The 12,260-nt window shown below is 48.0% G+C and carries 12 protein-coding genes and 5 tRNA genes; 12 read left to right on the forward strand and 5 right to left on the reverse strand.

All coding sequences use genetic code 11. The annotated features are described in order from the left end of the window. Positions 1–5: 5 nt before the first annotated feature. The 4 genes from KQY15_RS11745 to serS all read left to right on the forward strand — a co-directional run bounded on the left by KQY15_RS11745 (position 6) and on the right by serS (position 5,903). Positions 6–2,477, forward strand: a complete 2,472-nt coding sequence (locus tag KQY15_RS11745; RefSeq protein WP_217669392.1) for a DNA translocase FtsK — start codon at positions 6–8, stop codon at positions 2,475–2,477. Then, positions 2,478–3,149, forward strand: a complete 672-nt coding sequence (lolA, locus tag KQY15_RS11750; RefSeq protein ID WP_217669393.1) for an outer membrane lipoprotein periplasmic chaperone LolA — start codon at positions 2,478–2,480, stop codon at positions 3,147–3,149. Between the two features lie 5 nt (positions 3,150–3,154). After that, positions 3,155–4,501: a replication-associated recombination protein A gene (locus KQY15_RS11755; protein ID WP_217669394.1), complete on the forward strand. Its 1,347-nt coding sequence runs from the start codon at positions 3,155–3,157 to the stop codon at positions 4,499–4,501. A gap of 112 nt (positions 4,502–4,613) precedes the next feature. Continuing rightward, positions 4,614–5,903 carry a serine--tRNA ligase gene (gene serS / locus KQY15_RS11760; protein ID WP_217669395.1) on the forward strand — a complete coding sequence of 430 codons (1,290 nt, stop codon included), beginning with the start codon at positions 4,614–4,616 and terminating at the stop codon, positions 5,901–5,903. A gap of 26 nt (positions 5,904–5,929) precedes the next feature. On the opposite strand, the gene KQY15_RS11765 is transcribed toward serS, so the two are convergent. The 5 genes from KQY15_RS11765 to KQY15_RS11785 form a co-directional block, all read right to left on the reverse strand. After that, entirely contained in the window at positions 5,930–6,271 is a 342-nt protein-coding gene (locus tag KQY15_RS11765; protein WP_217669396.1) for a TusE/DsrC/DsvC family sulfur relay protein, read from the reverse strand. Next, positions 6,262–6,528, reverse strand: coding sequence for a DsrH/TusB family sulfur metabolism protein (locus KQY15_RS11770; RefSeq protein WP_217669397.1), 267 nt, complete (start codon positions 6,526–6,528; stop codon positions 6,262–6,264). Before KQY15_RS11770 ends, KQY15_RS11765 begins: the two co-directional genes overlap by 10 nt. Beyond that, positions 6,529–6,885: a sulfurtransferase complex subunit TusC gene (gene tusC, locus KQY15_RS11775; protein ID WP_217669398.1), complete on the reverse strand. Its 357-nt coding sequence runs from the start codon at positions 6,883–6,885 to the stop codon at positions 6,529–6,531. It lies immediately after the preceding gene. After that, a complete protein-coding gene (locus KQY15_RS11780) occupies positions 6,885–7,232 on the reverse strand; it encodes a DsrE/DsrF/TusD sulfur relay family protein (protein WP_217669399.1) in 348 nt (115 codons plus the stop codon). The genes tusC and KQY15_RS11780 overlap by 1 nt, the downstream gene beginning before the upstream one ends. Before the next feature lie 70 nt (positions 7,233–7,302). After that, positions 7,303–7,968 carry a Bax inhibitor-1/YccA family protein gene (locus KQY15_RS11785; RefSeq protein WP_217669400.1) on the reverse strand — a complete coding sequence of 222 codons (666 nt, stop codon included), beginning with the start codon at positions 7,966–7,968 and terminating at the stop codon, positions 7,303–7,305. Between the two features lie 161 nt (positions 7,969–8,129). On the opposite strand from KQY15_RS11785, the gene KQY15_RS11790 reads away from it, so the two are divergent. The 8 genes from KQY15_RS11790 (at position 8,130) to KQY15_RS11825 (ending at position 12,254) form a co-directional block, all read left to right on the forward strand. Continuing rightward, a tRNA-Ser gene (locus KQY15_RS11790) sits at positions 8,130–8,220 on the forward strand. Positions 8,221–8,412: 192 nt separating this feature from the next. Further along, positions 8,413–8,503: transfer RNA gene (locus tag KQY15_RS11795), tRNA-Ser, on the forward strand. Positions 8,504–8,744: 241 nt separating this feature from the next. Continuing rightward, positions 8,745–9,386 (forward strand): UvrY/SirA/GacA family response regulator transcription factor, encoded by a 642-nt coding sequence (uvrY, locus tag KQY15_RS11800; protein ID WP_443627114.1) that lies wholly within the window; start codon positions 8,745–8,747, stop codon positions 9,384–9,386. 4 nt (positions 9,387–9,390) lie between these two features. Beyond that, complete coding sequence (uvrC, locus tag KQY15_RS11805) at positions 9,391–11,208, forward strand: excinuclease ABC subunit UvrC (RefSeq protein ID WP_217669402.1); 1,818 nt, start codon at positions 9,391–9,393, stop codon at positions 11,206–11,208. Between the two features lie 32 nt (positions 11,209–11,240). Next, positions 11,241–11,798 (forward strand): CDP-diacylglycerol--glycerol-3-phosphate 3-phosphatidyltransferase, encoded by a 558-nt coding sequence (pgsA, locus tag KQY15_RS11810; RefSeq protein WP_217669403.1) that lies wholly within the window; start codon positions 11,241–11,243, stop codon positions 11,796–11,798. Between the two features lie 131 nt (positions 11,799–11,929). Further along, a tRNA-Gly gene (locus tag KQY15_RS11815) sits at positions 11,930–12,005 on the forward strand. Positions 12,006–12,065: 60 nt separating this feature from the next. Then, positions 12,066–12,139, forward strand: a tRNA-Cys gene (locus KQY15_RS11820). 28 nt (positions 12,140–12,167) lie between these two features. Then, positions 12,168–12,254: transfer RNA gene (locus KQY15_RS11825), tRNA-Leu, on the forward strand. Positions 12,255–12,260: the final 6 nt, after the last annotated feature.

Raw genomic sequence — 12,260 nt, forward strand, 5'->3', positions numbered from 1 at the left:
TTCATTTGCAAAGCAAACAATTATTTCCGTTAAATGGCGTACAACGCTTGCTCGAAGTGGGATTAATCCTGTTCTGGGCACTAGCGCTGTTTTTACTGCTGGCATTATTTTCGTTTGACCCTGCCGACCCAAGCTGGTCTCAAACCGGCTATCAAACCAGTGTAAATAATTATGCCGGCCCCATTGGCGCCCGGATAGCGGATATGTTGCTATTTAGTTTTGGCTGGGTGTCTTACCTTGTACCGTTTCTGATCGCAGTATTTGGCTACTTACTGTTTAAGCGTTATCACGACGTTTTTGCCCTGGATTATCTTATACTGGGCCTGCGTCTGATTGGACTGTTGCTAACCCTGGTAAGTGCAACTGCTATCAGCAGTATGAACTTTAATGATATTTATTATTTCTCATCGGGTGGAGCAGTTGGGGACGTCACCATCAGCGTGCTGTTACCTTATTTTAATTTTATTGGTACCAGTTTACTGTTGCTGGCAGGTTTTGCGACCGGGCTTACCCTGATGACCGGTATTTCCTGGTTAACAGTAGCTGACTATCTGGGCATTGCCTGTTTTAAGGCCGGACAAGGTCTGGCAGCTTTGCCCGGCTGGCTGGGTGAGCGCTTTGGCAGCGCCCCACCAGAAGATGATGACAACCGGGATGAGCCGGCCACATTGGCATTGAATCAGCCACAACAACAGCTGACTAAACCGCGGTCAGAGCCAGCATTATTCTCAGAACCCAAAATAACTGAGCCACTGCCGATAAAACCATTAAATCCAAAAACAGAAGCAAAATCCTATTACAGCATGGATCAACTGGCAGATGAGCAGTTGTCTTTCAGCGCCGTTGATGAGCCATTAAATCGGGAGCATGTCTCAAAAACGCTCGCTCAGCTTGAGCCGCACGAGCAGCTGGACCCGCTGATGCAGTTTCCTGAAGACGAAGAAGATCCTGATGACAGTGAAGAAGTGCAGCATACGCTGGAAGAGCTGCCGTCGCTGGCACTACTTGATAGACCAGATAAAGCCCAGAACCCGATTGACCCGGCAGATTTAGAACGGGTATCCCGACTGGTTGAAGCCAAATTACTTGATTTTAACGTTGAAGCCCGGGTAGTAGGTGTACATCCGGGGCCCGTTGTTACCCGCTTCGAGCTGGATTTAGCGCCAGGCGTAAAAGTGAGTAAAATTACCGGTCTGGCAAAAGATTTAGCACGTTCATTATCGGCAATCAGTGTTCGGGTTGTAGAGGTGATCCCGGGTAAATCATACATCGGCCTGGAGCTGCCGAATCAACACCGGGAAATTGTCCGGTTATCTGAAGTGATAGGCGATGAAGTATTTACCGAGTCGAAATCTGCATTAACCATGGTACTTGGTAAGGACATTGCCGGTAAATCTGTGGTCGCCGACTTAGCAAAAATGCCGCATTTACTGGTAGCCGGTACTACCGGTTCAGGCAAGTCAGTTGGCGTTAATGTCATGATCTGTAGTCTGCTGTATAAATCGACGCCGGATGATGTGCGGTTTTTAATGATTGACCCGAAAATGCTTGAGTTATCTATTTATGAAGGGATACCGCATCTGTTGACTGAAGTGGTCACCGACATGAAAGATGCGGCTAATGGCTTGCGCTGGTGTGTTGGTGAGATGGAGCGCCGTTATAAATTGATGTCTGCGTTGGGTGTGCGGAATCTAAAAGGCTATAATGCCAAAGTTAAAGAGGCAATAGCGGCGGGTGAGCCTTTAAAAGACCCACTTTGGAAACCGTCGGACGATATGCGCACTGAAATACCGTTGCTGGAAAAATTACCGGCTATTGTGGTGGTAATTGACGAATTTGCCGACATGATGATGATCGTTGGTAAGAAGGTAGAAGAGCTGATTGCCCGGATTGCCCAGAAGGCCAGGGCTGCAGGTATTCACCTGATACTTGCCACGCAGCGGCCTTCAGTAGATGTGATTACCGGCTTAATTAAGGCCAATATTCCAACCCGGATTGCGTTTCAGGTGTCATCAAAAATTGATTCCAGAACCATTCTTGATCAACAAGGGGCGGAGAGCCTGCTGGGGCAGGGCGATATGTTATACCTGCCACCAGGCTCGGGGGTGCCAAACCGGGTGCATGGTGCTTTTGTCGATGATCACGAAGTGCATGCGGTAGTGGCTGACTGGAAAAAACGCGGTAAACCGAATTATATTTCAGAAATATTAAGTGGAGAAACCAGCGAAGAAAGCCTGTTGCCCGGGGAAACGCTGGAAGGTGACGATGGCGAAGCTGATCCGTTATATGATCAGGCTGTGGCCCACGTTATTGAAAGTCGCAGGGCATCGGTGTCTGGGGTCCAGCGTAAATTCCGGATAGGTTATAACCGGGCAGCAAGGCTGGTAGAGCAAATGGAAATGAGTGGTGTGGTCAGTGGTCCTGGCCATAATGGTAACCGTGAGGTCATGGTTCCGGCACAACCTAAAGGGTATTAAATGAAAAAACTGGCGTTAATTGCATTGTTGTTCAGTCATTTTGCGCTTGCGCAGCAAGCCCCCCCGGCCGATTTTGCACCGCATTTAAAGCAGGCGCAGCAACAACGGCTAAGTGCACCTGATGGCAGTGCTGAGTTATTAGCTGAACTGGCCAGAATAGACAGCTTTTCTGCACGATACCAGCAGCAGGTTTTTGACCAGCAACAGCAGTTGCTGCAACAGGGTCAGGGCAAGTTGCTGCTTAAAAAAGTAGCGCAATTCAGGTTTGAAGGTGAGGAGCCCGAACCGGTATTGCTGGTAAGCGACGGGACAAATCTGTGGTTTTATAATGAGCTGCTGGAACAGGTAAGTGTTTACAATGCACAGGCTCAGGTTGGTCAAACCGCTTTCGCCCTGCTAACCACAACGGATCCTGAATTGTGGCAGCAGTACCAGGTGATCGCCCAGCAAGAAGTATTTATTATTCATCCGCTGGATACCAATAACCCGGTTCAGCAATTAATGCTGGCATTTAATGAAAATGGTATCAGTGAAATGACTGTTATTGACATCAATCAGCAGCAGAGTGTTTTTCGGTTTTCAGATGCCCGCTTGAATCCGGAAATTGATGATAAACAATTTCAGTTCACTGTTCCTGCAGGTGTTGATATTGATGATCAGCGTCAACAATAAAAACCGTGGCTAATCTCCCGCTAGACTTCAGTGATGATATCAGGCCGTTGGCAGCCAGGCTGCGGCCACTTAGCCTGAATGACTATGTTGGTCAGCAACACCTGATTAGTCCTGGTACGCCGCTTCATCAGGCAATACTGGCTGGCAAAGTATTTTCGCTTATTTTATGGGGCCCGCCTGGGACTGGCAAAACCACCCTGGCTGAGCTGATAGCAAGTCACGCAAAAGCAGTTCTGCAGAAGTTATCTGCAATAACCAGTGGTGTTAAAGATATTCGCGAGGCGATCAGTGCTGCTCAGCAACGCCAGCAGCAGTATCAGCAACGCACCTTGTTGTTTGTTGATGAAGTGCATCGTTTTAACAAAGCACAGCAGGATGCTTTTTTACCATACATTGAAGATGGCACCATTATTTTTATCGGTGCGACTACTGAAAACCCGGCATTTGCCCTGAACAATGCGATATTGTCCCGAGCCAGGGTTTGCGTGCTGAAAAGTCTGACAGATGACGATTTACGTCAGGTAATACAGCGAGCGTTAACCGACACTGAGCTTGGGCTTGGTGACTTGCAGCTGACAGTAGAGCCGGCAGCAGAACAGGTATTATTGCAACTGGCAAACGGGGATGCCCGCAAATTACTGAATATTATTGAGCAGGCTGCTGAGTTATGCCTGGTTGCGGCAGACAGTAGCCGTCAGATCACAAAAACAATTATAAAGCAGATAGTCCCCAGACAACTGCCCGGATTCGATAATCAAGGCGATATGTTTTACGACCTGATATCGGCTTTTCATAAATCCGTGCGGGGCTCAGATCCTGATGCCGCGTTGTACTGGTTTTGTCGAATTCTGGCCGGTGGTGGTGATCCTCTATATGTGGCCAGAAGGCTGCTGGCAATAGCCAGTGAAGATATTGGCAATGCCGATCCCAGAGCATTAACGCTGGCGCTGAATGCCTGGGATACCTTTAGCCGCGTAGGGCCGGCAGAGGGCGAGCGGGCCATTGCTCAGGCGGCAGTGTATCTGGCGCTGGCTCCGAAAAGTAATGCAGTATACAGCGCCTTTAATCAGATGCGTCAGCTTGCTGAAGAGTTACCTGATTATCCTGTACCGCTGCATTTGCGTAATGCCCCCAGTTCATTGCAAAAGCAACTCGGCCATGGCGAAGGGTACCGTTATGCTCATAATGAACCCGGTGGTTATGCTGCAGGTGAGCGTTATCTGCCGCCAGAGCTTGCAGATAAACAATGGTATCAGCCTTCGGAGCGGGGTATGGAAAAACAGCTAGCCGAAAAGCTACGTTATTTACGTGAGCTCGATACACAAAGCTTGCAACAACGCTATAAAGAGTAAGCTTTATTTAAGCAAAGCATTTCAATTTCAGTCCGAGCTGGTTAATATTCGGGGCTGAAATTTCAACCTTGTCTGCCAGTTTTGGCTTCAGCCGACAGAAGAACTCATTATTATGCTAGATCCAAAATTTTTACGTACTGAATTAGCGGCAACCGCAGCGCATTTAGCCAGCCGGGGCTTTACACTTGACGTTGATAAATTCACTGAACTGGAAGAGCAGCGCAGGGTATTGCAGGTACAAACCCAGGAATTGCAGAATCAACGTAACAGCAAGTCGAAAGGTATTGGTCAGGCGAAAGCCCGTGGTGAAGATATTACGCCTTTGCTAAAAGAAGTAGACGGCTTAGGTGCTGAGCTTGATGCGGCGAAAGCAAAATTAGAGGCTGTGTTAGCTGAGGTTGAGCAGCTGGCCTTAACTATCCCCAATTTACCGGATGAAACCGTGCCGGTAGGTAAAGATGAAACTGAGAATCAGCTGGTACGCCAGGTTGGTGAGCCGCGTCAGTTTGATTTTGCGGTCAAAGATCATGTTGAGCTGGGTGAAGCCTATGCCGAGGGGCTTGATTTCGCCGCCGGTGTCAAATTATCCGGAACCCGCTTTATTGTAATGAAAGGTCAGATGGCGAGGCTACACCGCGCTCTGACTCAGTTTATGCTGGATTTACACAGCACTGAGCATGGTTATACCGAACTGTATGTGCCTTATCTGGTAAATCACACCAGCTTGTATGGTACTGGCCAGTTGCCCAAATTTGGTGCAGATTTATTTCACACTCAGCCTGCCACTGAAGAAGGACAGGGTCTGGCGTTAATCCCTACTGCAGAAGTGCCGGTCACGAATCTGGTTCGCGACAGCATTATTGATGCGGCTGATTTGCCGTTAAAGTTTACCGCCCATACGCCATGCTTTCGCAGCGAGGCCGGCTCCTATGGCCGGGATACCCGGGGCCTGATCCGTCAACATCAGTTTGATAAAGTTGAACTGGTACAGCTGGTTCAACCCGAGCAATCAATGCAGGCACTGGAGCAACTGACCGGCCATGCCGAAAAAGTATTACAGTTACTGGGCTTACCGTACCGGGTAATGTTGTTATGCACAGGAGATATGGGCTTTGGTGCCTGTAAAACCTACGATCTGGAAGTGTGGTTACCAGCCCAGAATACCTACCGGGAAATTTCGTCGTGCAGTAATATGGGCGATTTTCAAACCCGTCGGATGCAGGCACGCTATCGTAACCCTGATATGAAAAAGCCTGAATTGATGCATAGTTTAAATGGCTCGGGTCTCGCTGTAGGCAGAACCTTAGTGGCTATCCTTGAGAATTATCAGCAAGCAGACGGAACGGTATTGATCCCCGAGGTGCTACAACCTTATATGGCTGGCCAAACGCACCTCAAATAGCCTCGTTACTTCTCGACCCGTTGCTGTTACAGGCAGCGGGCGGGTTTAGGCAGGCCAGCCAGGCGGGTTGCCTGCTTGGCGGGGCCTTGCGGAAACAACATAAACAAATACTTACTGTTGCCTTTATCGGGGCCAAGCTGCTGAGCCATGGCTTTCACCAGTACCCGGATGGCTGGTGACGTACCAAATTCCTGGTAAAAATCTCTGACAAACTGAATTACTTCCCAATGAGCGGCCGTTAAGGTTAATTGCTCCAGCTGCGCAAAGTGTTCAGCCACAGCTGGTTGCCACTGATTGATATCGGCCAGATAACCATGTTTATCCAGTTCCAGCTGTTTACCCGCAATGCAAATAGAGCTTAACGCCATAAGATAACCTGTTTAGCAGAAGCCGTTAATTCTACCCATTGAGCGGCGCTAATGGCGCCGATGGCCGTAACCGGTATTATCTGGCGTACCTCGAGATCACTAGCAAGGGCGAGGATAGTATCGCATGGCCATGCAATATCACTGCGCCGGGCCAGATACACTGCATCCTGTCTTAACAATAGGGTATCAGTGGCCTGGCATAACAGGGCTAATTCGGCAACGTTTACCGCTGGGCTGGTCAGGTTAATCAGTTTCATTTAAATACACACTACCTGGTGCTGGCTGGCCAGCAATTGCTGAATTTGCAAAGCGTCAACCGGCTTAGCAGCAAGGGATAGTTGATTACTATCAAGCTGACGCTGCTGCAGTGATGCCTGACAAACATAAAGATGTTCAATATCGTACAAGCCGAACAGTTTAAAGCTTTGCTGATATCGTTTCAGGGCGAACTCAGTGGCTGGGTTATAGTCAAGCAGCTGATATACTGCATCACCGGTGAAAATAATAGTTAACTGGTGCTCAACGGCTGCCAGCGCCAGTGCCAGGTCGAGTGCCTCCCGTCCACTACTGTGGTTAAACGGACTTTGCCGTTGAATAATGGTGATATGTTGCATCAGAATTGCACCAGCTTGCTATCGGTTAGGCGCATGGCAAACTCTGCCAGCCCGGCAGCGATAAAACCTGTGTTAACAGTAACGATGCCGCGTTTTTCAGCGGCCGTAACGCAGTATAGTAAAGGGATTTGATGTTGCCGGCAAAAATCGGCCAACCGCTGGCTCAGATTGGGCTCGTCAGCGGGTAAATCGATATCAGCCGCAGCTGCCAATACCGCGTCCTGATACAAAAAAAACTGATCAACCTGATAGCCTGCCGTCAGCGCAGCGCCGGCAAATTGCAGGGCACTGGCAAAATCCTGGCTGGCCAGTGGGCTGGTTGTCAATAACAGGCTGAAGGTGGTCAAATTTGCCTCATAAAAAAATACCCCGTACAGGACGGGGTATTCTAACGGAACTTAACAATGGGGCAAAGGGTTACTCGTCACCCATAATACCCAGCAAGCTTAGCAGGTGAACAAAAATGTTGAATATGTTCAGGTATAATCCCACTGTTGCCCGGATATAATTAGTTTCACCACCGTGGATAATCCGGCTGGTATCGAACAGTATAAAACCAGACATGATTAAAATGATAGCTGCACTGATTGCCAGGCTAAGTGCCGGGATATCCAGGAAGATATTAGCGATAACCGCAACCAGCGCCACTATCATGCCCACCATCAGGAAACCACCCATAAAGGAGAAGTCTTTGCGGGTGGTTAACACGTAGGCTGACAGCGAAAAGAAGATAACAGCTGTACCACCCAGCGCCTGCATAATCAGGCTTGGGCCATTTGCCAACCCAGCATAAGCATTAAGTAGTGGCCCTAACGATGCCCCCATGGCGCCGGCAAAACCAAACACCCAAAAGATACCGCTGGCAGAGTCAGCTTTCTTGTTTACCACAAACAGCATAATAAAGCCTGCTACAAAGCAGACAATTGACGCCATTGGTGACAGGTTCATTGCCATGGCAATCACTGCAGTAAGTGCACTGAACGCCAGGGTCAGACCAAGTAAAAAATAGGTATTACGAAGTACTTTATTTATTTCAATACCGCTGCTGACGGTGTTGATAGTACTGGTTTCTCTGTACGACATACGCAGTCTCCTGTTAGCTGAATATTATGTCTGTTTGGCAGTTATCATACTGACTAAGTTCCCGTATCTCCAGTAGTTATCAGATAAAAAACTGCATCTGATGAATTTTTTTAACTTTTGGCTTTCTTTTCTCTGCCAAACTGATTAGTATACGCAGCGCTGGAGGGATGGCAGAGCGGTTTAATGCACCGGTCTTGAAAACCGGCGTGGGTTAATAGCCCACCGAGAGTTCGAATCTCTCTCCCTCCGCCACTCAACGCTTAGTTGAGATTATACGCAAACCACCGCAAGGTGGTTTTTGCGTTTTAATCACCTATGTTACCGCGAATGGCAATAATATTGAAAAATGCCCTGTTGTTGGCGGATTAATAGCCAAACAGGCAAAAGTCACTAAAAACTGCTTTACAAAGTAATGGGGAGTTCTTAATATTCGGCCCATAGCGCGGAGGGATGGCAGAGCGGTTTAATGCACCGGTCTTGAAAACCGGCGTGGGTTAATAGCCCACCGAGAGTTCGAATCTCTCTCCCTCCGCCACTTTTCTAAATTGCACCTATCTTCAATTTTCTTTCTATTCTTCTATTAAATATTTTGTGTTTTGGTTAAATAGATATGGAATAATGTTTCCTATTATTTACCTTTCTGGCACACTAGCTACCGAAAAGCCAAAATCAATAGTATTGGTGTCGAACCAGTTAGCAGAAAGGCTCAGGCTCGACTATGCTAGCTGCATAAAAATTCTAATAACCAGTGAGACGGAGAAGCCAAGTTGATTAACGTGCTGTTAGTTGATGATCATGAGCTTGTACGAACTGGGATCAGTCGCATACTAATGGACGAGCGCGGTATCAAGGTGATAGGCGAAGCAGGATCCGGTGAAGAAGCTCTGCAATTTTGTCGTCAGCATGAACCTGATGTGGTGCTGATGGATATGAATATGCCTGGTATGGGCGGTATGACTGCCACCAAGCGAATTTTACACTTTTGTCCTGATATTAAAGTGTTGGCGTTGTCGGTTTCTTGTGAAGAACCTGTGCCCACAAAGGTGATGCAATTAGGGGCTGCTGGTTTTATTTCTAAAAACTCAGCTCCTAAGGAAATGGTTTCCGCTATTCGTAAAGTCTATAGCGGTGCGCGGCATATCTCTGATGAAGTTGCTCAGAAAATGGCCCTTTCTAAGGTAAACAACCATAGTGAGAATCCGTTTGAGGGTTTGTCTGACCGCGAGCTGCAAATTATGCTGATGATTACCCGGGGGCAGAAGGTCAACGATATTGCTGAACAGTTAAACGTGAGTGCCAAGACAGTAAACTCCTACCGGTACCGGATGTTTGAGAAGCTGGCAATAAGTGGTGACGTTGAGCTGACGCATCTGGCGTTGCGTCATGGCATGATCGACATTGCCAAGGTATCTTCCTGATTTGATGTTTGACCCTAAAACGTTTTTAACGACAGTACCTGCTCAACCCGGTGTCTATCGGATGTTTAACCAGGCAGAGCAGGTCATTTATGTCGGTAAGGCGAAAAACTTAAAAAAGCGCTTAAGCAGCTACTTCCGGCAGCAGCTAGACAGCGTTAAAACCCGGGCCCTCGTCAGCCAGATAGCCAGTATAGAAATTACTGCAACCCACAGTGAAACCGAAGCGCTGATCCTGGAAAATAACCTGATCAAGCAATTCATGCCCAAATACAACGTGCTGCTCAGGGATGATAAATCTTATCCCTATATATTTATTTCCGGGCACAAACATCCACGCATCAGTTCACACCGGGGCCCGCGCAAACAAGCCGGTCAGTATTTTGGCCCTTACCCTAATGCCGGTGCAGTCTGGCAAAGCCTGAAAACCCTGCAGAAGATTTTTCCTATTCGTCAGTGTGAGGACGGTTTTTACCGGGCCCGCACCCGACCTTGTTTGCAATACCAGTTAAAGCTTTGCTCGGCGCCCTGTGTAGGCAAAATTTCAGATGAGGAATATGCTGAGCAGGTACAGCTGGCCAGTTTATTTTTAACTGGCAAAAACCAGCAGGTGGTTGAGCAACTGGTGCAGAAAATGAACAGTGCCAGTGAGCAACTGGCTTTTGAAGAAGCAGCCAGTATTCGCGATCAGATAACGGCATTGCGTAAAGTTCAGGAGCAACAGTACGTCAGTGGTGACCACGCTGAATTGGACATTATTGGCTTTGCCATGGCAGGCCAGGTGGCGGTGGTACATGTGCTGTTTGTGCGTCAGCAGAAAATCCTTGGTTCAAAGTCTTACTATCCTAAAGTTCCCGCTAACACTGAAACAGATGAAGTACTGACTGCTTTTTTACTGCAGTTTTATCTCAGTGGCGGTGGTGGTCAGCAAATCCCACCTGAGATTGTAGTGCCGCTGGAACTTGACGATGCCGCTTCCTTAGCTGAGGCCGTCAGCGAAGCAGCAGGGCGTAAAGTTCGCATAATTGCAGCTAAACGCGGCGAAAAGTCACAATATCTAAGCCTGGCACAAAAAAATGCCCGCCTGGCATGTGATAGCAGACAATCTGCTGGTCAGAAAATGCAATTGCGTTACGCTGCATTAAAGTTGTTGCTTGGCTTTGAGCATAATATTCAACGAATGGAATGCTTTGATATCAGCCATACTATGGGCCAGGCGACCATTGCCTCATGCGTGGTGTTCGATGGCGATGGCCCTTATAAGCAGGAGTATCGGCGTTACAATGTTACCGGCATTACCGGGGGCGATGACTATGCTGCCATGCAATTTGCCCTGGATAAGCGTTACAGTAAGTTAACTGATGAATCAAAAATCCCTGACATTATTTTTATCGATGGTGGCCAGGGTCAGTTAAATATCGCGCTGACACAGTTTTCAGGCTGGCCGCATCAAAAAATGCCATTGCTTATTGGCATTGCCAAAGGTGTCAGTCGTAAACCTGGCCTTGAAACGTTAATTCTGGGAGACAGTGGCCGGCAGTTACATTTATCCCCAGACAGTCCGGCTTTACATTTAATTCAGCAAATTCGCGATGAGGCTCACCGGTTTGCCATTACCGGCCATCGCAGCAAGCGGGGCAAAAGTATGACCAGAAGCCCACTGGAAGATATTGCCGGCGTTGGAGAGAAGCGACGGCAGGCGTTGTTGCAATATCTGGGGGGCTTGCAAGGGGTGATGAAAGCATCAATAACTGAATTGAGTTCAGTGCCGGGAATTTCCCGTCAGCAAGCAGAAAAGATTTACCAGGCCTGTCATAACAAGTAGCATAGCAAGATTGATTTTGTGAGAACCGTTATATGTGGAATATTCCCAACCTTTTGACAATGTTCAGGCTACTGCTGATCCCTGTGTTTATTTTTTGTTTCTATTCCGGCTGGGAGTACTATCGGTTTTGGGCCGCATTAGTTTTTTGTTTAGCGGCAATCACCGATGCGCTTGACGGATACCTGGCCCGAAAACTAGAACAGTCAACGCCATTTGGTGCGTTTTTAGATCCGGTGGCTGATAAAGTAATGGTTGCTGTTGCCCTGGTAGTGCTGGCAATCCATGAGCAATCGTTATGGTTTAGTATTCCGGCCATCATTATCATCAGCAGGGAAATTGCCATTTCGGCATTGCGCGAATGGATGGCAGAAATTGGTAAACGAGCTAATGTAGCCGTTTCAAGTCTGGGGAAGTATAAGACCATTGCCCAGATGCTGGCATTAATTGGCCTGATTTGGCAGCCGCAGTTTGCGTTACTGGCCTGGTTTACGCCAGTGGGGTACGCCATGTTATATCTCGCAACGGTGTTAACGCTATGGTCAATGTATCAGTATCTTACTGCTGCCTGGCACGATTTATCACAGCAGTAGCCTGGTTGCAGATATTTAGTACAAGTCAGTTAAAAATTAAGCAGTCAGATGTAAAACTACTAATTTGTTATTGACTGCCCTAATTAAAACAGTAGAATGCGTCACGTGTTAAGGCAATGGCCATACGCATTGCGAGTATAGCTCAGCTGGTAGAGCGCGACCTTGCCAAGGTCGAGGTCACGAGTTCGAACCTCGTTACTCGCTCCAACTCTTAATTTTGATCTGACGATTAGTTTAAATCAGACTGAGAGTGGCGTTTTGATTATTGGCGGGTTGGCAGAATGGCCATGCAGCGGATTGCAAATCCGTCTATCTCGGTTCGACTCCGGGACCCGCCTCCATAACACGTTTAGGTTGAAAAAGTTGTCTGCCCGGGTGGTGAAATCGGTAGACACAAGGGATTTAAAATCCCTCGGGGGAAACCCCGTGCCGGTTCAAGTCCGGCCCCGGGCACCATTTACT

The organism is Arsukibacterium indicum (genome assembly GCF_019100565.1).
In the GTDB taxonomy this organism is placed as follows: domain Bacteria; phylum Pseudomonadota; class Gammaproteobacteria; order Enterobacterales; family Alteromonadaceae; genus Alishewanella; species Alishewanella indicum.

Bases quoted from the DNA above. Each gene is read 5' to 3' on its own strand.
- KQY15_RS11785 (WP_217669400.1), bottom strand. From the start codon at position 7,968: ATGTCGTACAGAGAAACCAGTACTATCAACACCGTCAGCAGCGGTATT.
- tusC (WP_217669398.1), bottom strand. From the start codon at position 6,885: ATGCAACATATCACCATTATTCAACGGCAAAGTCCGTTTAACCACAGT.
- KQY15_RS11765 (WP_217669396.1), bottom strand. From the start codon at position 6,271: ATGGCGTTAAGCTCTATTTGCATTGCGGGTAAACAGCTGGAACTGGAT.
- KQY15_RS11770 (WP_217669397.1), bottom strand. From the start codon at position 6,528: ATGAAACTGATTAACCTGACCAGCCCAGCGGTAAACGTTGCCGAATTA.
- uvrC (WP_217669402.1), top strand. From the start codon at position 9,391: ATGTTTGACCCTAAAACGTTTTTAACGACAGTACCTGCTCAACCCGGT.
- lolA (WP_217669393.1), top strand. From the start codon at position 2,478: ATGAAAAAACTGGCGTTAATTGCATTGTTGTTCAGTCATTTTGCGCTT.
- serS (WP_217669395.1), top strand. From the start codon at position 4,614: ATGCTAGATCCAAAATTTTTACGTACTGAATTAGCGGCAACCGCAGCG.
- pgsA (WP_217669403.1), top strand. From the start codon at position 11,241: ATGTGGAATATTCCCAACCTTTTGACAATGTTCAGGCTACTGCTGATC.